We start from the raw sequence: 23,579 nt of genomic DNA on the forward strand, positions 1-23,579 counted from the left end.
AATTCACCCTAAAACTTTTAAAACATTTTCTTTATCGACAGGCTTTATCAAACCATTTTCACAAAAGATTCCTTCAATCATTTTGTGATCCGTAACATCAAAGCTCGGGTTTAAAGCTCTAGAGTCAGCAGGTGCTACTCTAATACCTTTAAATTCTAGAATTTCTTCTTCTGGCCTCATCTCAATAGGTATTTCACTTCCTGTCTCCATGTTGATATCAAATGAACTTATTGGAGCGGCGATATAAAATGGAACATTATAATGATTTGCAACGATACTTAGACTTGAAGTACCAATCTTATTAGCAGTGTCACCATTTGCAACAATACGATCTGCACCTGCAAAGATAGCATCCACATTTTTTTCTTTTAATAAATATGAGAACGCACCCTCAACAGTAACCTCATGAGAGATTCCACTCTTTGAAAGTTCATAAGCAGTTAAACGTACACCTTGCATATAAGGTCGAGTCTCAGAGGCATAAACATGTTTCACCTTCCCCTTAGAGTGAAGATAAGTGATAATGCCAAGGGCAGTACCTTGAGGTCCACAGGCTAAATAGCCCGTATTACAAATTGTCATGAGAGTATAAGGACCTTCGTGACCAGTTACCTCTTTAAGTTCTTGCTCTGCTCTCTTTGCCATGGCCAAATTTTTATCGTGAAGAACCTTCATTTCATTAATTGCATGGGCTTCTAAAAGTGTCTTAAATCCCTCTAGAGTTCCATTTTCAGCGCAATACTTAGTTGCCATCTCTACACATACTTTCAATTCAAATTCTAAATTAACAGCTGTTGGTCTAGCTGAATTGAGGTATGAAGCAGAAGCTTTAAAGTCATCTAGACTTGTGCTCTCATTTAAAGCGAGGACGAGCCCCCAAATTCCGGTAAAACCAATAAGAGGAGCTCCTCTTACCACCATATCTTTTATCGCATTAAAGGTGTCTTCTACATTCTTAGCGATTACGATAATCTCTTCCATTGGAAGCTTTCTTTGATCAATAAGATATAGACATTCGTCTTTCCATTCTAATGGCGTTACTTTTTGCATTAGTTAAACAGTCCTTTTAAAAGCTTATCTACTTTTTTCTTATTCTTACCCTTCAATAATTTATTTAATTCTTTTTGAATCACTTTTTTACCTTGGGTTTTAACAGCTGATTTCGTAGATTTTTTAATTGTATATTCGTAATCTGGAGTTAATGAAAACCCTTTTCCTATAAGTTTCAAAGGTAGTGAATTCATTCCCAACTCTTTCTTTAATGGTTTAGAGATCTTTCCTGTATTATCGACAAAATCAACATAAACGACACTATCCTGATTTAGCATACTTATTTTTCCACTTCCCGACGCCTTCGCCATTTTCTTATCAAGTACAAGAGCGTAGTTATTCATCGTAATCAACTCATTAGTTACACGACCTTTGAATGAAAGTGACTCTAATTTAGATCCTGCTTTATATGAAAAATCTTTCTTAACATATTTGCTAATACTTGGAATTCCTCTTATGTACTCAGTAGCGTGCTTACCAAAGTCGACTCCACTAATTCCAACATTCGTCCCATTGAAGACAATATTTGATGAGTAAACTAATGCCTTTCCAATCGAGAAAGTCCCATTAGTATCAGCTGAGACAACCCCTTGTAGTTTCTCAATTGTATTGTCCGGTAATAATCTTGAAAAAAGATCAAAATTGAGCTTCTTTAAATTCACAGAGAAATCACCGCTAATCTTTTCAGAAAGAGCTATATTTGAATTAAGGTCGACTCTCCCATCTCCTATATTAAGATAAGATTTCTTTAAAATTTTCAATCCACTTTTACCCAAAGTTATTTTCAAATCACCATTTACTTTTGCATCTGCGATTTTATTATTCTTCAAGTTAATTTCTAAGTTCATTGGTGGAATAAGTGGCACACTTTGGTCTTTGGCCTGCTCTTTTTTCACACTATCTGTCTTGGCCCTATTCTGATTCTTTGTTGGTGTTTCTTTTTGTTCTTTTGGTAATACAAACTTTTTTTGATAATTAATTCCATTAATCGTAACAAGGGCATTAAATGGCTTTAGCTTAGAAAGATCAAAATTATTGATATCAACATCTCCATCCAGCTTTGTTGTCACAACTCCATCAAGAGTTTTCGTTGTTGTCGATGATGAAATATTATTTCCTTTAACTCCAAAATCAACTTCTGTACTTGTATCAATTCCTGATGCACTTACTTTAATCTCAGGGCCGACATGACCACTAAGGTTAGGGATGATTTTTCCATTAATAAGAGCAACATTTCCAGTGACTTTTAATTTCGTATTTACAATTTTAACTGCATCTAATGATTTTTTTATGTCTCCAAAACCATCAAGAAGACCCATAATGTGTAGATCCGTATCGATACGATCAACATTAACTTTGTTCTTATCTATTTTGGCAATAAAGTTGATATGACTACTTTCACCAATGAGCGTTTTAACTGATGCTTCAATACTCTCTGAGATTTGAACCTTTGTTTCGGCCTTTACGTTTGGAAAGCTTCCGAAATTTTCCAATGAAATATCAGATAATTTAATATTTAAATAACTTTCTATTTTCTTATTTTCTAAAAGGTCTTTTAACTCAAACTCACCTATAACAAGAGCATTGAGTTTAGCTAACTTTTCTTTTTCAATATGTGTCTTGATTTCAAAGGATGACTTCTTTAAAAGACTAAGATCTCTAACAAGAACCTTATCAATTGAAACCTTTGATAATGATGTACCGTCGTCATAGCTAACGAGAGCATTTTGAATGGAGATATTTAATGAAAGACCAGCTAATGGACCAGCACTAATCATAGCTGAGTCATCACTGTTATTTTCAGAACTTTCTTTGTTTTCTATTTTCGTTTTACTCGATTCTTTTGATGTTACTTTAGAATCCACTTTCTTTTTACTGCCAAGAGCAAATTCCCAATTTGATTTCTTTCCAATCATCGAATAATAAAGCTTAGGTGAATCAATAATAATTTCAGCTTCATTTTTACCAAATAGAAATCCAATCAATGGTAGCTCGGCCTTAAAATCTTTTATATTCGTCATAGGGATGACTTTTTGATTCTTAGGTAAAGAAATCTCTAAAAAGTTAAAGTGAATTTTAATTTTAAGTCCAAGTGAATAATCAACTTTTCCGAGTGAAACTTTTGCCTTAGGAAAAGCATTTTGAATTTGCTCTATTGTTAGAGATCTAATTTTCTCTGGATTAAGCTTTTTAGAGGCGTAGAAAATTCCTCCAGAAATGATGACTGCCAATAGAAGTGCAACTATCGCAAGACCTTTAACTAACTTCTTCATGAAGAGCTCCTAATAATCTATATTTCCAATTATTATACCTATTAAAGATAAGTTTACGAGCTAGGAAACTTTTAAAGTTAAATTAAAGCAAAGTTAAAGGAGCAAATTTAACCATAAACTTCTTACGGGCCCCATCACTAAATTGAATTGTAACCTTCTCATCTGTACCAAAACCTTCAGAATTTAAAATAAGGCCTTCTCCATAGAGAGTATGAACAACCTTTGATCCCTTTGGGTATTTAGCCTTCGGCATATCTGAAGGTGTAGAAGTCGCAGAATTTCCAACCTGAAAGACGACATCATCATCAAAAGGATTCTCTTGAGAAAAGTCATCCCAGTCCCTATCAAATGAAGAACCTTTAGATAAAACACCACCTGTGGCCTTTCTCCATAAATAGTATTTTTCTGGAATTTCATTAATAAAGCGGCTTGGTCCATTAAATTTTAGCTGACCAAATAGCATTCGTGCTTGAGCGAAAGTGATATAGAGTCTCTCCATTGCCCTAGTCATAGCAACATAGAAAAGCCTTCTCTCCTCTTCAATTCCAATTTCCCCATCATCTAAGCTTCTATAACTTGGAAAAACATTTTCCTCAGCTCCAGTAACAAAGACATAGAGGAATTCGAGTCCTTTTGCCCCGTGAATGGTCATTAAAGACACTTCACCAGTATCAAGAGCTTCATCTTCAGTAGAAGATTGATCTAATGTGATTGTCTCAAGAAAGCTAGTGAGACTAGGTCTTTCATTTGTATCTTCAAATTGGCAAATTGCACTTGTCATTTCTTCCAGGTTTTCAATTCTTGCCATTGATTCATAGTCTTTACTTGATTTTAGAAAGTTATAGTAACCAGATTCATGAAGTAGCTTTTCATAAAGATCACTTGGAGCTGCACCTTCCTCTTCTTTAATCTTCACTTCATTAATTAAATGAGTAAAAGAACTTAATGAAGACTTAATCTTTGCACTCAACCTCAAATGACTATATTTTTCGGGGTTATCAACAATGTCACAAATAACTTCCCAAAGAGAGCTACCAGAAGTGATTGCTTCAGTTTCCAGCTTTCTAAGGCTTGTCGCACCAATTCCCCTTGCCGGAACATTGATAATCCGACTAAGCGCCAAAGAGTCCTTTCCGTTAACTACAAGTCGCATATAAGCAATTAAGTCTTTAATTTCTTTACGCTCATAGAATTTTACTCCACCGACAACCCTATATGGAGTATTATCTCTTCTTAGATAATCTTCTATAATTCTCGACTGCGAATTTGTTCTATAGAAGACAGCAATTTCTTTGCAAGGAATGCCTTCTTTAATTAATTTTTTTACTTGGCCAGCTACAAACTCTGCCTCTTGTTTATCATTTTGACATTCAACAACTTCAACAGATTCCCCTTCAGGATTATCTGTCCACATTGTTTTCCCTTTTCTCTGAGTATTTCTAGAAATCACACAAGAAGCTGCTTCAATGATATTTTTAGAGGAACGGTAGTTTTGTTCTAGTTTTAGTAGTGTTGCATTAGAAAATGTCTCTTCAAAATCCAAAATATTTCTAATATCGGCCCCACGCCATGAATAAATCGACTGGTCTTCATCCCCTACAACACAAATATTTTGATGAATATTTGAAAGTTTCTTTACGAGATCAAATTGAGCGCGGTTTGTATCTTGGTACTCATCAACTAAAAGATAACGAAATCTTTCTTGATATCTTTTAAGTACATCTGGATACTTTTCAAACAGTTTTAGGACTCCTGTAATGAGTCCTCCAAAGTCAGTAGCATTCGCCTTGTGAAGCTCTGCTTCGTACTCTTTGTAATATCCATAAAACGGATCAGATTTATCCGTTTCAAAATCTTCAAGATTTTCATCGCGATCGACGTAATGACCATTATTTTTCAAATCATCAATGTAGTAGAGAACTTCATAGGGAGAAACTTCTTTCAAACTAATTCCGTGTCGACCGAGAATAGCCTTGGCAACGGCTTTAGATTCTGAAGTATCATAAATTGTAAAATTCTTACTGAGTCCTAAGTAATTTGCTTCACTTCTAAGAACTCGAGCACAGAAGGCGTGAAATGTCGTAATCTGTAGCGCTCCAATATCACTTTTAACAAGTGTTGAAACTCGATCGCGCATCTCCTTTGCCGCCTTATTTGAAAAGGTTAAGGCTAAAACTTGATAAGGACTAACGTGCAACTCTTCCAGCATATACGAGATTCTTGTAACAAGTGTTCTCGTTTTTCCAGATCCAGCACCAGCTAAGATCATCGTAGGGCCTTCAGTATTTAAGACCGCTTCTTTTTGCTGTTTATTTAATCCATCAAGTTGCACTTAGCCCCCGCTTTTTATTCTACTGTTACAGACTTGGCTAAGTTTCTAGGCTTATCAATATCTGTCCCTTTAAACTTTGCCATGTAGTAAGAAAGTAATTGATTCACTACGTTTACATATAGAGGCGCAAGCTCTTCAAGTCCTTCAAAATCCAGTGGAATGTAATAATCACTTACTTCCATTGCACCTTTATGATCTCTTGGACCAATTGTAACGATCAATCCCTTTCTCGCTTTAATTTCTTGCACGTTTGAAATGGCCTTATCAAGAAGCTCAGGACCAACGATTGCAATATTAACTTTTTTCTCGTCAATAAGAGCAATTGGACCGTGCTTTAACTCTCCAGAGGCATAACCTTCAGCGTGAACATAAGCGATTTCTTTTAATTTAAGAGCACCCTCAAGAGCAATTGGGAAATAAACCCCTCTTCCTGTAAAAAAGAAACCTTCAAAATTATAAATCTCTTCTGCAACTTTTTTGATCTCTTCAGATCTAAGAAGTAGCTGGTCAATTCTTTCAGCAAGAAGACTAAACTTAGAAGCAAGCTTTACTTTAAATTCTTCGCTACCATACTCTTCACTCATTGCTGCTGCAAAAAGTCTTCCCGTTAGGGCCTGCTGAGTGAAAGCTTTCGTACTTGCAACACCAATTTCAATTCCTGCTCTAATCAGTAAATTTTCTGAACAGTCTCTAAATAGAGTTGAACCTTCGGTATTAACAATTGAAAGTGTATTAAGTCCGCTTTCTTTACAGAGAGCTTGAGCAGCTAATGTATCTGCTGTTTCACCTGATTGACTGATAAAGAGTCCAAGATCAGATGTATTAATGAGTGGGTTACGATAGCGAAACTCACTCGCAAGGTCCGCATCACATGGAATACGATTATATTTTTCAATGTAGTTCTTAATAACAAGACCTGCATAATAAGCAGTTCCACAAGCACAAATGTGGAAACGATTGGCCTTAAGCTCTTTCGCCTTATCAAGTGATTCTTTTCCTTCACCCTGAAAGTAATACTGGGCCAATGAACGAACAAGCTCTGGTTGTTCGTGAATCTCTTTAAGCATGAAATGCTCAAACTCACCTTTATCAGATGCATCATGAGTCATATCCTGCTTCTTACTCATATAACGTTTCGACTTCTCTTTATCTAGCTCATAGAAGTTAAGAAGGTTTTTATTTGATGCAGATAAGTGACAAAGAACTTTATCCTCTGGGAAATAAAGTTTCTCAACCATTCCAGCAAGAGCATACGGATCAGAAGAAACAAGAACCTCAGAACTGATTGGATTGATACCACAAACAAGTGGAGCCCCACTTTTAATTGCAAAAATCTCTGCTGTCTCACTATTGAGAACAACAAATGCTGAATGTCCTTGAACTCTTGAGTAGGCACGAATAATTGAATCGATAATCTCAAGTCCGTCATTTACACCATCAACAACAAGAGCAAGAAAGACCTCAGAGTCTGTCTCTGACTTAAACTCATATCCCTTAGCTCTAAGCTCATCTCTAAGCTCAGATGCATTCTCAATAATTCCGTTATGAACCAGTGAGATTTTATCATTTGAGTGCGGGTGAGAGTTTTGATCATTCACTTCACCATGAGTGGCCCAACGAGTGTGACCAATACATGAGCGGGCAGTTAAATTGATCCCCTCTAAAACTGATTGCAAATTCGCAATTTTCCCCGTCTTTTTATGAACTTGAAGATCATTATGCTCATCGACAAAGCTAACACCTGCCGAATCATAGCCACGATACTCAAGCCTTCTCAGACCCTCTAAAACAACTTCTACTGAATTTTTAGGTCCTAAGTGGCCAACAATTCCACACATAAACATTCCTTTGCCATGCACAAGATATGCGAGATGATAAGATCATTAAAAATAGCATTAACAAAGGGATTTTCCAAGATTTGGCCAAAAAAAAGGCCGTCAAAAGACGACCTTTTTCATTTAATCTTTTTTCTTAATGAAGCGATGGGCCATTCCCTCTTTCGTTGTTTGCTTTCCCCTGGAAATAGCAAATGATCCATCTGGCATGTTATGAGTTACTGTTGAAGCACTTGCAACGAAGCAATTTTCACCAATTGTCACAGGAGCAACAGTCTGAGAATCGGAACCAATAAATGACCCCTTCCCTATAATCGTTTTATGTTTACTCGCACCGTCGTAGTTACAAGTGATGAATCCACATCCAATATTCACTTCCTCACCAATTTCAGCATCTCCAACATAGCTTAGATGTGAGACCTTAACGCCTTTTTCAAGTTTCGACTTCTTGATTTCGACAAAGTTACCGATTTTTGACTCGGCTCCAATATCTGCTCCAGGTCTCAAATGAGCAAAAGGTCCAACTGCGGCGCTATTTCTAACATGGGCATCAGTGATATAAGAGTAAGCCTTAACATGAACACCATCCTCAATGATGGAGTTCTTTATAACTGCCCCTTGTTCGATCACAACATTCTTCCCAATTTTACAATCAGAATCGATTGAAACAAGCGCATTAATAATTGTCCCATTACCAATTTCCGTCGTTTCGATGTTAACACTTGAAGCAGCTCTTACAATGACTCCTCTTTCAAGCATTAATCTCTTATTGATTCTCTCTTTATAGAGCTCTTCAGCTTTAGCAAGTTGAGAGAGGTCATTAACACCAAGAAAGAAGCTCTTATCATCGAATAATAAAGGCTTTACAGCTTTTCCTTCTTTAAATAAATCAGTCAGGTAAAATTCTCCAGAATTATTCTCGGAATCAATACTATAAAGATGCTCCTTAATATATGATGTTTTTAGAACATAGATTCCTGAGTTCACTTCATCAATTTTTTGAATTTCTTCACTTGCATCTTTTTGTTCAACAATGCGAAAGCCCTTATCTGATCGTACGATTCGGCCATATCCAAATGGATTCTCCTCTTTAAATGTAGCCGCAACTCCATCTAAACTCTCCTCACTAATCAAGTTGCACATTTTTTCTATAACGTGTTCTTCAATTAATGGAGTGTCTGCACAAAGAACAATTGTATATTCACAATCAAACGCATAATCACATTTATCAAAGTAACTTTTGAGAGCATCAGCTGTTCCGAGTTGCTTCTCTTGAAAGGCAAAGGAAAGATCATTTTCACTTTTAAGATGGTCCTCTAAAAGCTCTCTTTTATGTCCTGTAACAACAGCAATTTTTCCGAATTCTTTGGAATTCTTAAGATAATTATTAACAGGCTTTAAGACATAATTAATAAGAGATTTGCCCATAAATGGTGCTAGTGGCTTGGGTACTTCTAGTTTTAATCTCGTTCCCATACCCCCGGCAAGAATTACCACACCATATTTCGCTGACATATATTTTTCCTTTTTTCACAAAGTCCTAGGTTTTTTGTCTAGTACTCTAAGTTCCCATCATAAGGGAATATAATATAAGTAATAAAACTATAAGGAGCTATTAAACTGAATTAGTCAATTTTGTAATTCAAAAAAACTTTAACAAACATTGCAAAAAGTTTAAAGAGTTCTGTCGATTTCCCGATTGGTTTAGCTGAAAGCAGTTGTGATTGCAAGGCCATTATGTGGAGGAAAAGATATGGTAACAAATTATGAGGGTGATAACATTGAGTTTAAGGATACACTACCCCTCCTCCCAATTAGGGATTTAGTCGTATATCCGTTTATGATCCTCCCACTATTCGTTGGAAGGGATTCCTCAATTAAAGCAGTAGAGCACGCGCTCAATAATTCTGAAAGACTAATTCTTTTAGCTTCTCAGAAAGACATTGTCGCTGAAACTCCTGCGCCATCCGAGATCTATGAACTTGGAACTGTAGCGATGATCATGAGAATGAGAAAGCTTCCTGATGGAAGAATCAAAATTCTTGTACAAGGTCTTTCTAAAGCTCGTATTCTAAACTACGAACAAACAGACCCATTCTTTGTTACTAAGATTGAGAAAATTGAAGATAAACAATGTGAAGAAGATATGATTGCAGTTAATGCACTCATGAGAAACATCAAAGAGCAGCTTGAAAAAGTTATCACTCTTGGAAAAGTTCTCTCACCTGATATTCTCATGGTGCTAGAAGATATCCAAGACCCAGGTAGACTCGCTGATCTTGTTGCTTCCAATTTAAACCTCCACGTTGGCGAAGCACAGATCATTCTTGAAATCTTGGATCCAGTTGAACGACTTCATAAAATTAGCGAAATTCTTTCGCGCGAGCTAGAAATCCTAGCGATGCAGCAAAAGATTAGAAGTGCGGCGAAAGATGAAATTAATAAGAATCAAAAAGAGTATTTTCTTAGAGAACAGATTAAAGCAATTAAATCTGAGCTCGGAGAAAATGGTCAACCGATACAAAGTGAACCTGAAGATGAAATCTCAGAATTCAGAGAAAAGATTCTAAAGTCAGGAATGCCAGAAGAAGCTGAAACGGAAGCTCTCAAGCAACTTACAAGACTTGAGAAGATGCACCCGGACAGCTCAGAATCGACGATTACAAGAACTTATCTCGAGTGGCTAACAGATCTTCCATGGTCAGCGGAATCGACTGAACACTACGATCTAGACAAGGCCCTTGATATTCTTGATGAAGATCATTTTGATCTTAAAAAAGTAAAAGAACGTATTCTAGAATTCCTTGCAGTTAAAAGACTTAAAGGAAAAGATATGAAAGGACCTATCCTTTGTTTCTCAGGGCCTCCAGGTGTTGGTAAAACATCTCTTGGAAAGTCTATCGCAAAGGCTACAGGTAGAGAGTTTGTTAGAATTTCTCTTGGTGGAGTGAAAGACGAAGCTGAGATGAGAGGACACAGAAGAACTTATGTTGGTTCAATGCCTGGTCGCTTCATTCAAGCTCTTAAGCAAGCGGGAACGAATAATCCAGTAATCCTTCTGGATGAAGTAGATAAGCTTGGTGGTGATTACAAAGGTGATCCTGCGAGTGCACTACTTGAAATTCTAGACCCTGAGCAAAACAAACAATTTAGAGATCACTACCTTAACGTAGCTTTTGATCTTTCAAATTGTATGTTCATCGCAACTTCTAACGTCCTAGAAAATATTCCAGGACCACTTAGAGACAGAATGGAAATCATTAATCTTTCTGGGTACTCTCAGGAAGAAAAGCTTCAAATCTCTAAAAAGTATCTTATTCCAAAACAAATGGATGAGAATGGTATCACTGATGACCATGTCAACTTTGAAGATGAAGGAATTGAAAGCGTTATTAGACACTATACTTCTGAAGCAGGTCTTCGTAACCTTGAAAGAAGAATTGGTGCTCTTTGTAGAAAAGTAGCAATGAAGATTGCTAAAGGTGAAGAAGAAACAACAAGTATCATTCACGAAACTGTTGAAAAGTTCTTAGGACCACCACTCTACACAAAAGAAGATCATCACGATCGCGACGAAGTCGGTGTTTGTACAGGTCTAGCTTGGACAGCACATGGAGGAGAAATTCTTCATATTGAGTCGACGATGATGAAAGGAAAAGGGCTTACTCTTACAGGTCAACTTGGCGATGTAATGAAAGAGTCTGCACAAACTGCGATTGGATATATTCGCTCAAGAGCTGAGTACCTTGGCATTGACGATGAGATCTTCGAGAAAAACGAAGTGCATATCCACCTTCCAGCTGGTGCAATTCCAAAAGATGGACCAAGTGCGGGGATAACTCTTGCAACGACTCTTGTTTCACTCTTCACGGGTACGCCAATCAGCAAAGATGTGGCCATGACTGGTGAGATCACTTTAACTGGAAAAGTTCTTCCTATTGGTGGTCTAAAAGAGAAGGCCTTAGCGGCCATGAGAATGAATATTGGAACAGTAATCATTCCTTGGAAAAATAAGAAAGACCTTGTTGATATCCCAGACGAGTACAGAGAAAAGATCAACTTTGTACCAGTAAAGACGATTGACCAAGTTCTTGATATCGCCCTTGTCGATTGGAAGGAAAAGAAAAAGTCCTTCACAAAGAAGATTGGCGAAAGCACAGCGTCCAAAAAAGATACAGATCTACCACCGGTAGCAGCATAAAATAAGGCCCGCAAAAAGCGGGCCTTTTTATTTCCCACCTTTTCTTTTTCAAAACCTCAGATAAAATTTAAAGAGATTAAAAATTCATCAATGGATTGATTATGAGCAACACGAGAAATCAAGAGTTTAAAATAGTTGTAGTAGATGACTCAGATATTGCAAGAAATGCTACAGTTAGTTTGCTAGAGAAGCATGGGTTTAATGTCGTAGGAAGCGCTGATAACGCCGAGAAAGGCCTGCAACTTGCAGCCTCAACTGGTGCCCAGCTCTATCTCATCGACGTCGTTATGCCTAAAATTGGCGGTATTGAATTAGCAAAAAATATTCTTGAGCTTAAGACCGGAGTCTATATCATCATGACTTCATCTCTAGATATGGAAAGTATAGTTATTGAGTCGGTTTCTACCGGGGCCCTGGATTTTTTAACAAAGCCATTTTCAGAAGAGGATTTGATTAAATCTGTTAGTAAAATTGAATACGAATTCGAGAAAGAATCATGATGTTTATTTTTAGGTTTTTCTTTTATTTTGTACTGAGCTTTCTTATTTTAGCTTTTCCAGTGAAAGACAAACAAGTCTTCCACTACATTTATAAGCACGCTGCCCCTTTAACGAAAAGTGCTTATCAATTTGGAGAGCAATCCTTTGATAGTCTCTTTATCCAGGTCTCAGGAATTCTTAAAAAGAGCTATCAAAATTCATCTCCTGAGGACATTTACCAGGAAGAAGCACTTAGCTTTAGTGCCTCTGCCGCTTCTGAACTAGAGGAATCAAGCGATTCCTACACTCCAGAAGAAAAGGAAGCCCTCAAGAGAATCCTTCAGGATCACAATCTTTAGTCTCTATTTACAGACTGAGTTTTTGACTCTTCTTCCTTCTTTGGAACTTCAAAGTTAGCTGATTGAGCTTTCACATTACTCGTTCTCATGAGTGCTGAGATCTTTGAGCAGTCCTCTGTATTTACCTGACCTTCTGCAAATGAATAACCTGAAGTAAGTAGTAGTGTTGCTAAGATTAATTTTTTCATCGTTTTCTCCTGTTGATTCTCTTAGCTTATATAAAGCACGAATCATGCCAAACTTGGCATCCTGATATTAAGGACTTAACGATATTGGTTTGAATTTATTTTAGACAGTGACTAATCATTGAACAAAATCGGAAGAGCGCAAATCTTTTTCGGGGGGGAAGGAATTTGCACTCTCCCAATTTTTTTTAGGGGGGAAATATTCTGCCAAAGCAGAATTCTAAATTAATGTCTTACAGTTGCTTTATTATCTTCTTTTACCTCTTTTACATTCTGAACTGCAGGCTCATTAGCACTTGAGCTTAAACGCCCTTCAGTACGTGCTCCCTGGAATCCACCTGTACAGTCTTCCATTGAAACCTGTCCGTTAGAAGCGAAAGAAAGAGTAGTAAATAAAAGTCCAAATACGATAGTTAGTTTTTTCATAATAGCCTCCCAAGCATATTAAGTTATTTGCTTATATATATGCATAGGGCGTGCCAAAAACAGCTTTTCGTAATTGCGATGACTTAAGGATTACATAGGTGAGTTTGTGTGTTTGCTAGACAGTCAGGTGTATGAAAAATAGGCAAAAAAAAGCCCTCTCGTAGTGAGAGGGCCATTTATTATTTTATACTTTTTTAGATACTTATTGAGATCCACCACGATTTATACTGTTCGAACTATCGTTTTGTTGAGGCTGAGCAGGGTCTTGATTCAAGTCTTGCCCCTTATCACCAGCAGAATCTCTTGTAGTACGTAAAATCTTTGTACAGTCATCTGGGTTATCAATATCATCTCCTCTAGCTGTAACTGCTGCTTCGTTTGCGAAGGCTTGAGTTGCAAAGAGACCTAAGAATAAAAAAGATGCTAATAGTTTTTTCATTTTATACCTCACATATTCAATTATAATCGAGTTTCATATAATCCCCAAATAGAGCCTATTTGCGGACAGAGTGCGACTTAAAAAGTTGCCACTCTACATATTTAAGTTAACACCAGCAGGCTTAACAATCGTCAGTAGCGACTGGAATGCCTTTGTCACTTGTAACGCCATTTTGTGCCCAGCCTTGGACTCGACCTTCTTGATTTCTCCGAAGTTGTCATAAGCAACGTTGATCTTACCTACTCTTTCCATAGCAATCTCAACAGGCTTACCTAGAGAGTTGTACTTGAATGAAAGAACTCTCTTCTTCTTAGTTTTTACTTCTTGGTCAATCATTTTAGTAATTCGACCTTTGCTATCATAGATAAGAAGAACAGCATTCTTCTTATTATATGCTTTTTTCAAGTTACCTTTTTTGTCATATTCAAAAGCTGTACGCCCTTTTCTATTAACGACTTCAGTAATCTTATTAAACTTCTTGTGGTACTTAAGCTCTACATACTCCCCTCTAGAAGATGACTTCTTAGTTAGGAGACCTTTGTCATTATAGTCAAAAGTTGTAACTTCTTTTCCACGAGTAATTTTAAGTGGTAGTGAACAACACTCTGAGTAGATAGTTTCAGTTCTAAGACCATTGATGTCTGTTAGAATTCTATAAGTATAGTGAGCACCATCTGGTTTAGTTTTGATTTCATACTCATATCTATTACTTACTTCTCTACCTGTTGGAGATTTCTTCTTAACAATTGTCCAGTAGTGAAAATCAGGATTCTTTGGATTTGAATCGTAATCATAACTTGTTAGCTCACCATTTTTCTCTTTCACTGAAGCTACGAACATCGTTTTCTTATGGTATTTGATGTCCATAGAGCTACCGTCTTTATAAGTAATCTTCTCTAGGTTGTGATTAGAGTCATATGAATACTTAAATACGTTTCCAGCAACATCTGTAGATTCAACAAGATTATCGCCCTCATACTTGTAAGTTGTCTTTTTCTTACCTGTAGAGCTGATGTGCTTAATTTTATTGTCTGGATACCACTCGAAGAAAAGTTGCTTTCCTTGAGAGTCTTTGATCGACTTTAACTGCTTATTAGACCAGTTAAGGTTTACATAGTAACCATTCTTATTTTTAACTCTAATTAGTTTCCCATCAGAGTTGAAATCTTCTACTTTTCCATCATTAAAGCTTCTTCTATAACCCTTAGATGTTTTTTCAACTTTCTGAAGACCTCTATTATTAGAGTAAAGAACCGACCCAACAGCAATATTAGCTTGAACCTTCCATCTCTTAGCGTAGACTTGTCTAAGCTCAGCATTGTTCGTTAGGTTTTTAATGAGTTTGTCTGCAACGTTTTGAGGTACCTGAGACTTCTTTCTCATTGCTTCAACAATTTCTTGAGCCGCTTTCTTTGGGTCTACTGCCTTTTTTGGAACAAATCTAGACTGAGCCCCTGAACCACTTTCATAAATGACTACTGAACCGTCAGCTGATGGAACGAGATATGTTTCATAATCTGATCCCCAACCAAATCCAACCCAACCTTTATGTGGTGATTTCGAGTTATAATTTCTTAAAAACTCTAAATCTTGTCCTCCACCTGGGACAACAATATCAGAGTAAGAAATATAGAAGTTACCATTTTTTACGTTAACTCCGGCCATTGCCGTGAACGGAATCAACAATAGGAGTAGCAATTTTTTAAGAAAGTTCATCATTATGTCCTTTTTAAACCCATTAAGTTTTTTGGTTCCTCTATCTACAGTTCGGAATAACTTTACTCGGACTTTAGGGAATTATAGAAAATTACATCTTTATTTTTACAATTTTTAGAATAATTATAAATCCGACTGCATCTAGTATTAATGCCCCTATCATAATGGCAATTCCCAGAAACGAGTCAAACATTCTAATCATAGACTGAGGATCGGAGGCTGCATAAATCCCTCCTATTGCGAATGGCATCGCTGCAATAGTCATTCCTTGGAACATCCCTTGCGCGGTATAAGTATCTACTTTTTGTTGAAGACGAACACGTTCTCTAATAACGTTAACAATAGTGTCAAAAACTTCGGCAAGATTACCACCTGACTCACGAAGAATGTTGATACTTGAGACGAACATCTCATTGTCTTCTGTCGGAATTCTTTTTGCTAAGTTATCAAAGCACTCCTCTAGAGGAACACCAATTTTATTTTGTTGAAGGATTACATTGTACTCTTGCGAAATTGGCTCCGGCATTTCATCTACAACCATACCAACAGACTGAGGAAGAGAGAGACCAGCTCTAATTCCATTAGAAAGAAGTGTTAGAGCATCAACCATCTGAGATTGATATAACTTAACTCTTCTACTGACGAGATAATCAACAAATGGTTTTGGAATTTTAAATCCAATAAATGAAAGAAGAATTCCTAAAAAGAGCCCGAGACCCCATTTACTCAGCGCCCCTAATACTAAGAAAGTAAATCCACCTATTCCAACAGAAAGAAACAATAAAATATAAGTAATTCTCTCTGGCGCAATATCAATAAAAAGAAGCTCTAACTTTTCGAGAATATAAGTTCTCGTTCCAAGAGTTTGTCTTTCGATAAAATCGAAAATATGAACAGAGTACTTGTAACAAAAAGCAAAAATCATGATTCCCACGAGGGCAACCATTCCTTTAAAACCTAATAGTTGTAAAAATACACTCATATAATCTACTTCTTAACCGGCTTCTTTTGAGGAGGTCTCTTACCGCCAGGAGGAGCCTTTTTCTCTGGAGGTTTCACTGGAGCACCGGTATGTCTTGGTTCGTTACTAAAAAGTCCTCTCGGCACGTTATATCCCTTTTTTTCAAGGATCTCGATAAACTTAGGGATAAATCCACTTGCTTGGAACTCTCCAACAATTTTCCCGTTTTTATCCATATCTTTTTGATTGAAAGTAAAAATATCTTGAAGTGTGACAACTTCCCCTTGAATCCCACCAATTTCTGTTACATGTGTGACTTTACGAGAACCATCATCTAGACGCTTCTGCTGTACAATCAAGTGAACAGCACTAGCGATCATTTCTCTAATTGCCTTTGGAGTTAGTCCAGCACCAGCATACTGTACAAGTGTTTCTACACGCCCAATACACTCTCGCGGATTGTTTGAGTGAATTGTTGTCATCGAGCCGTCATGCCCTGTTCCCATGGCCTGAAGCATATCGAGAGTTTCACCACCACGACACTCACCAACGATAATTCTATCTGGTCTCATTCTCAGCGTTTGTTTTACAAGACAGCGGATATCAATTTCACCGTCACCTTCTAGCGAAGGTGGTCTCGTCTCAAGGCGGACAATATGATCTTGAGGGAAGTTAAGTTCGGCAGAGTCCTCACAAGTAATAATGCGTTCATTTGCTTGAATAAAGCTTCCAAGGATGTTGATAAGTGTCGTCTTACCTGATCCAGTACCACCACTTACAATAATATTTCTGTGAGCTTCAACTGCAATTCGCAGAAAGTCGGCCATATTCTGAGTGACAGAGCCAAATTTGATTAAGTCTTTGTAAGTTAGTCTTTCTGTTGGGAACTTACGAATTGTAATACAACAACCATCAATAGCAGATGGAGGAATAATCGCGTGAACCCTTGATCCATCGTGAAGTCTAGCATCTACATATGGAGTTTTCTCATCGATCCTTCTACCAATAGGAGCAACGATTCTTTCAATAACATTTAGAACCTGTCGATCATTAGTGAAAGTAATATCTGACTTTTTAATTTTTCCACTATGCTCATAAAAGATCTTATCTGGGCCAACGACCATAATTTCAGTACAATCACTATCTGCAAGAAGGTCTTCTAAAGGTCCTAATCCAAGAGCTTCATCGAGAATCTCTTTAACAATTCTATTCATATCTTCTCTAGATTTTAGAATTGTTTTTGTATCTTCTTTATTAAGGAGTTCAACGACTTTTTTCTTTGTCTGCTCTCTTAAAATAACTTGAGCTTTAGGATCATTGTCATCACTCTTTTTTAGATCCATCTCATCAACAAGACTTTTATGAATTCTTGATTTTAAATCTGTCCATACACTTTTAGACTTAGGATCAAGAGCTCCACCAGCGGTTCCACCACTCTTAGTTCCAATATCTGCAGGTTTATTAAGGCTAGAAAGAGTTCTAAGAACGTTCTTTTGTTGAAGTTTATTAACTACTTCAATAACACCTTTTGCGAAAGATGAATTCTTAGCGACAACAAGTGCTGGTTTTTTTTGGTTTAGAGCAAGAACACATGTTTGATCATCTTTTGGAATTGCTGAGAACACTCCTTTACCAATAGTTTTACCTACAACTTCAGGAGTAACGGGATGCCCTTTCTGATGCTGGTTTAAAATAACTTGCATCATATCTTTTGGAAACATCATCGTAACAAGTTCAGAGTACAATCTTTTTGTCTGATTTAAAGCGAGAATATCAGGAGTTACAACAATGAAAATCAATGTCGAATATTCCAAGGCCTTGAGAGTTAAAGGCGTTAATTCAGAACCACCATCAATAATTGTATATGGAAAAATTCCAGTACAGGCCTTCAGCGTTTTCCCAATACCTTCCGAATCAACACTATCACTTTCATTTGGATCACTTGGCATTCCAATATAATTCACTCCCGAAGGGTGTGGTGAAACAAATTGAATAATAGATCTTGGATCAATTGCTCCAGGAAACGAAGCAATATCTCGAACTGTCTTTTTCGGCTTTATTCCCGTAATAAAGTTCTGATCCCCACTGGCCCTTTGATCAAAGTCCATAAGTAGAACTTTACTTCGAGTTGAAGTAGCATAAGCAAAAGCAAGGTTCGCTGCAATTTGCGACTTCCCTTGTCCTCCCTTACCACCAATAACTGTTATAATATGACCTTTGGCCATTAACGTGTTCTCCTTCTGAACTTTCTTTTAATTTCTTCTGTTCCTTGAGAAGCAGACTGAATGATCTCAGGAGTGACGAAAACAACAAACTGACTTTTACCAGATGTATAGTTTTTCGATCGGATGAAAGAAAGAAGTCCAGTACCATTTTCAACTTGATCTGCTCCGTCAGGTGCATTCTTGTCAAAGTCTGTACTACTTGTACTTACAACAACTCCACCTACAACTGCTGATTCTTTCGATTTAACAACAACTGAAGTAGAGATATCATTTGAAAGTTTTGTTGGCGGACTCCCCACAGTTGAACTTACAGAAATGCCTAGAGCAAGATCAATACTCTCTCCTGATAATATTGTAGGCGTAACATTTAAATTAAATCCTGCGGTAACCGACTGAGCTCTTGTAAACTCATTTGTTCCAACACTAAATGTTTGTTCAGAGTTTTTCTTAATTGTTCCTCTTGTTTTATCTTTCGTTACAAGAATCCCTGATTGAACAATACGTGCATAACCTGCGGCCTTAGCTGAAGATAACTTTGGAAAAAGGTTCGCAATTGTCCCAGAGAGAGTTCCATTAGACTTAGTTGTAACTCCTCCATCTGTCGTTTTCCCGAAAGAAATCGACCCTCCTCCTTCACTTAAGCTAGGAGTCCATTTGAAACCAAAGACTTTATTATATTCTTTTTTAAGCTCAACAAACTGAGCCGTAATTTTGATAAGCTTTGGTGGGGGTTGTGGTTTCTGCTTCTGATTAACAACAATAAAGTTATTAATAATAGGTCTATTCTCAACTGTTTGAACTGCTTCAGTTCTCTGAGAGAGTGTTTGAATTCTATCAGGTAGGTAGGCAACAGCAATCTGTTCTGCTCTAACCTTATCTGCTTCATTAGTAACAATACCTTCTAACCAGTAAGCACTGTTTACAACTCTTACTGAAACGTCTTTCATATTAGATCGTTGAATTTCTTCTTGCATTTTTTTTGCAATATATCGTTGCGTCTGAGGTGAGAGTTCAACAAGCCTTAAAACTTCGGGATACTTATCCAAAACCAGAACGACCAGACCAATATCATTGGGAACAACGATATTCCCACCAACATAGACGTCTCCGCCTTTAATTCCAACTTCAATACCTTCAACTTTTGCAAGTTGCTCTTTAATTTTTTGAACTAATTTCGATTGATCAGTAGCTGTAACATTAACAAGAAATTTTGCCTTAATATCACCGGCCGTATTTCTGATTGTTACAGACGTTTGTCCAGGACCTCTACCTTTTAAGGTAATCTCCCTCTTTTGAGGTATGAGTTGATATGAGAGAATTTTCTCATTACCGATTTGAACCTTAGTAGAAGGTGCAAAGTTCAATTTCTCAATATGATCAATCCCAAGGACAAGTTCTACTACAACCTCTTTAGGCTCTTTATCTTGTGCCCAAGACATTGAGCTCATAGCGACAAAGATAAATATTAGAACTCTTGGAAAGATAGATCTCATTTACTTCCCTTGGTATTTTTCAGAGAAAAATTGCTTTGCTCTTACACCTGTATCATCCCCTAAGACATCAAAGATCTTCGTTTCTCCGATATTAACTTTTGTTTTATCGTTAATATTTCTAAGAGAAAGATATGGCGGATACGGTGAGTACGTTAAAAGAAAAATAAGCTTTTGAACCTGAAATGGATCGAGTTCAATCGTTACTGTATTATAATTTGCATACGTATTAAGTTTCATCTTCTTAATAACTGTTGGTGTTTTAACTCCAATGAGAGGAAGGTTATTTGAAACACTCATTCCCGTTGAAAGAACTCTTACATCTTGAAGAATAGTCTTTGTTGTTTGTAAGTCTTTACGTCCAGAGGCATAGTCAATAGAGGCGATAATATCAACTCGATCCCCAGGTTTAATCAGCTTCGAAACCGCCTGTTTATCAGTAATACTGATTGCGATGGCCCTTTTTTCTACAGAGACCTCTCGAGATAGTCCTGTTTTCTCACCAGGAAATGTTAATCGAGGCTTCGTAATTTGCTCACCTTTCAAGATAGGAACAGTTGCAATAGTATTTTCAACTTCCCTCATTGTTTTAAAGTGACCGGGAGCAAGGAATTTTTGAGGAACATTCATTACCGTTACTTTAGAATCATCAAGAAGTTCAAATTCCTTAATATCTGTCTTAGCAACAACAACAGAGCTCATCGTCCCATACTTCAATGTCAATGATGCTTTTTGGTCTTCTACATAGGTATAAACCATAAACATTGCAAAGACTGCGATGATCAAGGCCAGTGTAAACGATCTAGTATTCATATTTCCTCTTTCAACCTAAATACGTGTTTTAATTAAATTTTAACATTCCCTTAGGTCAAAAGGAGGGAGGCAAGAAAGTTCTCATTTATATGTACAGATGTCGCGAGCGCGACCAATATAATCCCGACGATAATAGGCGCCTTCTTTAACGTAGCTTTCGCCACAAATTCCAAAAAAGGTATAGGCCCTAACATATGCTGTCTTGGTTTGCCCTGGAATTGGATTTTTACAATCTTCGGAATCACTCAAACCGTCTCCAGGCATACTAGGAAATTTATAGCAAGCACCATGGTACACATCACCCTCTTTACTTGCTCCCCAGCCAATGATGTAAGTTGATGTCTTAACTAGACCCGCGCCATTAGCAATATCCAAGTCGGCAACAGTTGGAACATTCGAGTTTCCAGATAAGAGGCGAAAGGCATATCCTCGCGTAGCTTTTTGTTGATTAATCGAAGCATTTATCGCGTTTCCAGCATTCATCATGACCGCAACAATATACAAAATAAAAGGGATGAATATGACAAATTCAAATACTGACTGACCACTTTCATCAAGAAATTTATTTTTAATTTCTTCTTTCATTAACATCCATTATCAAAAAACGTTACATATTGATTACAATTCGTCCCAGCGGCCGTAAGCGCTTCACATATTCTCTCAACACATTCACTTCTTGTTGGCTCTCTCCCCAGAAAAGACTCTGAAGTAAGATTCAACGTCTGATTCGTTCCCACTAATGAAGGAGAAGGGAATCTTTGTTTAAATTTAACATAGGGTCCGACATAGGACTTTCTCCCACCAAAATCAGGAGAATTGACTTGAAAATCAACATTACTAGCATCTAATAAAGACAGGACTTGATAACTTTCAAATACTTTTTTGGCTTCATCAGCAGCAACTGGATCTGCAGTAGATGAACCAGCGAGATTGTTATCTATAACAAGATAAGATCGACTCGCCATAAATGTTGCATAATGAACAAGAAACCCATTCGTATAAACTAGGGCAAGACGGACAACAAAGAAAACCAGTCCAATGGCAAAGGTCATTGTTGTCAAAAACTCAATTGTTGATTGTCCGCTTTCTTTTCTAATACTCTTCTCTTGGAGTAAAGAATCGCGACTCTCCAGAGATTGGATCATAATATGTCTCATGTTGTTCATTACCATAAACACTAGTCGTAGCATCCGTTCCAGGTGAGCCATGACGATAAGAATATTCAAATTGACTTCTAAGAGATGCAAAGAGATTTGAATTGTCTCCAAATAACTGCTTAAAGGCATTACTTTTAAATACTGTTGCACCAATTGCTATGACAACAACGAGAACTAAAATATACTCAACAGTACTTTGCCCTTTTTGATCTACACAATGTCTTTGAATAGATTCCATCCTAATATTAGCCATCCTAGTAAAATAACTGGTGCATAGGAAAATCGTTTTCCAAAAACACCTTTAATGAAATTTCTATCTTTCATTCTAAGGAATAATATAAAAGATTGAAAGTTCTTCAATAGATTAATCACAAATAGAGTTCCACCGACTAAAACAGTCGCATATAAAAGATATTCAAATGCCTGATCGTGTAAAGATATTGGAACACATAAAAATAGAGTCGCAAGATATTTTGCATCTCCACCTCCCATGATCCCGAGAGCAAACATCACAAAACCACCAAAAAAGAAAAGTAGCGGAAACTTTATTAATTCAAGGCCTAATTCATAAGAAGAAGGAAAGATGAAAAGAAAAAGAACAGCAAAAGCTAGATGGAGATAAGACCAATTATTAGAAATCTTTCCCTTTTTAAAATCGATATAGGAGACGACAACAAGCTCTATTAAGAAGAAGAGGTAAATTGAAAGAGGCACTAGAAGTTCCTATTCCCAAAGGCCTTATGTAAACATTGACCTTCACATGCACCAATCGTAAGTTGTTGTGTCAAATGATAGGCCATGCTTCCAACTGAAGAACCTAGATAACTACCAATCCCCTTCACCATTCCAACAGCAAGTAAGGCCATAAAGCTAAAGAGTAATAGGTATTCAATTAAAGCTTGTCCGCTTTGTTTTTTATTCATGAGAAAATTTTAATCGACAAACGCGAGAATGCGCAACACAAGGCATCTCCTTCTTTAAGCGAAGAAGATAATAGGAAATCCAGACTTTCTTTTAGATAAACTAAAATTAATTATTGAAAGTCTGGATCATCGAGAATGTTGTCAGCTTTTTCAAACACTCCACCCGTTAAAGCGGAAAGCTTTTCTGTAGCTTCTTTCTTGAATTTGAAAACGATCAAAGCAACAACTGCAACGAGTAGGATATACTCTGTTGACGTCTGCCCATCTTCATTTTTCAGAAATTCGTAGAACTTCTTCATAGTTGCTCCCTTTATGAACCTATCTCCTTATCGTCTGTGTTTAAAAAAAGTTGAGGGATTTCTCTCACTTTTTCACCATACAGCTCCATTTCAATCATTATAACCCGACGCATCATCATATAAAATGAAAAAGTATTTGAAATCACCTAATTTCAGCAACCTATCATAATTACAAGAAAAATTTGTTTTCTTGAGTGCTGACCCCAAAATCTAGTATAATCTTAGCTGGGTCCGGTAGTTGGCAAATGACGAGTTTCGCCCTACAAATTATGTAATCGGAGTGGTCCCTGATTACTGTGAGCAAGCTCATAACTAGACCATTGGTCTTTTTCAGTGAGAAGCCTAACGTAGTTACTAACCGCTGCCACCTGTCAAATGACGGGCGGAACCGAGAGATCAACTATCGGACCTGTATT

The 23,579-nt window shown here is 37.0% G+C and carries 22 protein-coding genes; 3 read left to right on the plus strand and 19 right to left on the minus strand.

All coding sequences use genetic code 11. The features are described from left to right. Window positions 1-3: 3 nt before the first annotated feature. From mtnA to glmU, 5 genes are all read right to left on the minus strand, one after another. Window positions 4-1,050 (minus strand): S-methyl-5-thioribose-1-phosphate isomerase, encoded by a 1,047-nt coding sequence (gene mtnA / locus HBN50_RS15610; RefSeq protein ID WP_273871579.1) that lies wholly within the window; start codon window positions 1,048-1,050, stop codon window positions 4-6. After that, a complete protein-coding gene (locus tag HBN50_RS15615) occupies window positions 1,050-3,323 on the minus strand; it encodes a hypothetical protein (protein ID WP_273871580.1) in 2,274 nt (757 codons plus the stop codon). Before HBN50_RS15615 ends, mtnA begins: the two co-directional genes overlap by 1 nt. Before the next feature lie 82 nt (window positions 3,324-3,405). Then, window positions 3,406-5,655, minus strand: coding sequence for an ATP-dependent helicase (locus HBN50_RS15620; protein WP_273871582.1), 2,250 nt, complete (start codon window positions 5,653-5,655; stop codon window positions 3,406-3,408). Window positions 5,656-5,669: 14 nt separating this feature from the next. Continuing rightward, window positions 5,670-7,493, minus strand: coding sequence for a glutamine--fructose-6-phosphate transaminase (isomerizing) (gene glmS, locus HBN50_RS15625; protein WP_273871600.1), 1,824 nt, complete (start codon window positions 7,491-7,493; stop codon window positions 5,670-5,672). A 120-nt stretch (window positions 7,494-7,613) separates the two neighbouring features. Continuing rightward, the gene (gene glmU, locus HBN50_RS15630) at window positions 7,614-9,005 is read right to left on the minus strand and encodes a bifunctional UDP-N-acetylglucosamine diphosphorylase/glucosamine-1-phosphate N-acetyltransferase GlmU (protein WP_273871602.1); all 1,392 of its coding nucleotides are present in this window, start codon (window positions 9,003-9,005) and stop codon (window positions 7,614-7,616) included. A 238-nt stretch (window positions 9,006-9,243) separates the two neighbouring features. Here glmU and lon point away from each other — a divergent pair, with 238 nt between their 5' ends. The 3 genes from lon to HBN50_RS15645 all read left to right on the plus strand — a co-directional run bounded on the left by lon (window position 9,244) and on the right by HBN50_RS15645 (window position 12,529). Further along, the gene (gene lon / locus HBN50_RS15635) at window positions 9,244-11,691 is read left to right on the plus strand and encodes an endopeptidase La (protein WP_273871604.1); all 2,448 of its coding nucleotides are present in this window, start codon (window positions 9,244-9,246) and stop codon (window positions 11,689-11,691) included. Between the two features lie 101 nt (window positions 11,692-11,792). Further along, on the plus strand, window positions 11,793-12,191 hold the full coding sequence (locus HBN50_RS15640) for a response regulator (RefSeq protein ID WP_273871607.1): 399 nt from the start codon (window positions 11,793-11,795) through the stop codon (window positions 12,189-12,191). 59 nt (window positions 12,192-12,250) lie between these two features. After that, complete coding sequence (locus HBN50_RS15645; RefSeq protein ID WP_273871609.1) at window positions 12,251-12,529, plus strand: hypothetical protein; 279 nt, start codon at window positions 12,251-12,253, stop codon at window positions 12,527-12,529. Here the strand turns inward: HBN50_RS15645 and HBN50_RS15650 are convergent. From HBN50_RS15650 to HBN50_RS15715, 14 genes are all read right to left on the minus strand, one after another. After that, window positions 12,526-12,717 carry a hypothetical protein gene (locus HBN50_RS15650; protein ID WP_273871611.1) on the minus strand — a complete coding sequence of 64 codons (192 nt, stop codon included), beginning with the start codon at window positions 12,715-12,717 and terminating at the stop codon, window positions 12,526-12,528. The genes HBN50_RS15645 and HBN50_RS15650 overlap by 4 nt on opposite strands. Before the next feature lie 222 nt (window positions 12,718-12,939). Continuing rightward, the gene (locus tag HBN50_RS15655) at window positions 12,940-13,140 is read right to left on the minus strand and encodes a hypothetical protein (protein ID WP_273871613.1); all 201 of its coding nucleotides are present in this window, start codon (window positions 13,138-13,140) and stop codon (window positions 12,940-12,942) included. A gap of 202 nt (window positions 13,141-13,342) precedes the next feature. Next, window positions 13,343-13,591 carry a hypothetical protein gene (locus HBN50_RS15660; RefSeq protein WP_273871616.1) on the minus strand — a complete coding sequence of 83 codons (249 nt, stop codon included), beginning with the start codon at window positions 13,589-13,591 and terminating at the stop codon, window positions 13,343-13,345. Window positions 13,592-13,672: 81 nt separating this feature from the next. Continuing rightward, window positions 13,673-15,298, minus strand: a complete 1,626-nt coding sequence (locus tag HBN50_RS15665; RefSeq protein ID WP_273871619.1) for a DUF6531 domain-containing protein — start codon at window positions 15,296-15,298, stop codon at window positions 13,673-13,675. A gap of 88 nt (window positions 15,299-15,386) precedes the next feature. Beyond that, complete coding sequence (locus tag HBN50_RS15670) at window positions 15,387-16,277, minus strand: type II secretion system F family protein (RefSeq protein WP_273871620.1); 891 nt, start codon at window positions 16,275-16,277, stop codon at window positions 15,387-15,389. A gap of 5 nt (window positions 16,278-16,282) precedes the next feature. Next, window positions 16,283-18,481, minus strand: a complete 2,199-nt coding sequence (locus HBN50_RS15675) for an ATPase, T2SS/T4P/T4SS family (RefSeq protein ID WP_273871622.1) — start codon at window positions 18,479-18,481, stop codon at window positions 16,283-16,285. Further along, window positions 18,481-19,974 (minus strand): pilus assembly protein N-terminal domain-containing protein, encoded by a 1,494-nt coding sequence (locus HBN50_RS15680; protein WP_273871623.1) that lies wholly within the window; start codon window positions 19,972-19,974, stop codon window positions 18,481-18,483. Before HBN50_RS15680 ends, HBN50_RS15675 begins: the two co-directional genes overlap by 1 nt. Further along, on the minus strand, window positions 19,975-20,784 hold the full coding sequence (gene cpaB / locus HBN50_RS15685; RefSeq protein ID WP_273871624.1) for a Flp pilus assembly protein CpaB: 810 nt from the start codon (window positions 20,782-20,784) through the stop codon (window positions 19,975-19,977). It abuts the gene before it with no gap. Between the two features lie 81 nt (window positions 20,785-20,865). Further along, window positions 20,866-21,375: a hypothetical protein gene (locus HBN50_RS15690; protein WP_273871626.1), complete on the minus strand. Its 510-nt coding sequence runs from the start codon at window positions 21,373-21,375 to the stop codon at window positions 20,866-20,868. Next, the gene (locus HBN50_RS15695; protein ID WP_273871627.1) at window positions 21,369-21,929 is read right to left on the minus strand and encodes a hypothetical protein; all 561 of its coding nucleotides are present in this window, start codon (window positions 21,927-21,929) and stop codon (window positions 21,369-21,371) included. Before HBN50_RS15695 ends, HBN50_RS15690 begins: the two co-directional genes overlap by 7 nt. After that, complete coding sequence (locus tag HBN50_RS15700) at window positions 21,877-22,179, minus strand: hypothetical protein (protein WP_273871629.1); 303 nt, start codon at window positions 22,177-22,179, stop codon at window positions 21,877-21,879. The genes HBN50_RS15695 and HBN50_RS15700 overlap by 53 nt, the downstream gene beginning before the upstream one ends. After that, window positions 22,152-22,655, minus strand: a complete 504-nt coding sequence (locus tag HBN50_RS15705; protein ID WP_273871631.1) for a prepilin peptidase — start codon at window positions 22,653-22,655, stop codon at window positions 22,152-22,154. The genes HBN50_RS15700 and HBN50_RS15705 overlap by 28 nt, the downstream gene beginning before the upstream one ends. Continuing rightward, on the minus strand, window positions 22,655-22,864 hold the full coding sequence (locus tag HBN50_RS15710) for a hypothetical protein (RefSeq protein ID WP_273871633.1): 210 nt from the start codon (window positions 22,862-22,864) through the stop codon (window positions 22,655-22,657). Before HBN50_RS15710 ends, HBN50_RS15705 begins: the two co-directional genes overlap by 1 nt. A 110-nt stretch (window positions 22,865-22,974) precedes the next feature. Further along, window positions 22,975-23,163 (minus strand): Flp family type IVb pilin, encoded by a 189-nt coding sequence (locus HBN50_RS15715; RefSeq protein WP_273871636.1) that lies wholly within the window; start codon window positions 23,161-23,163, stop codon window positions 22,975-22,977. Window positions 23,164-23,579: the final 416 nt, after the last annotated feature.

Origin of the sequence: Halobacteriovorax sp. GB3 (assembly GCF_028649655.1) — a bacterium.
Lineage (GTDB): Bacteria > Bdellovibrionota > Bacteriovoracia > Bacteriovoracales > Bacteriovoracaceae > BSW11-IV.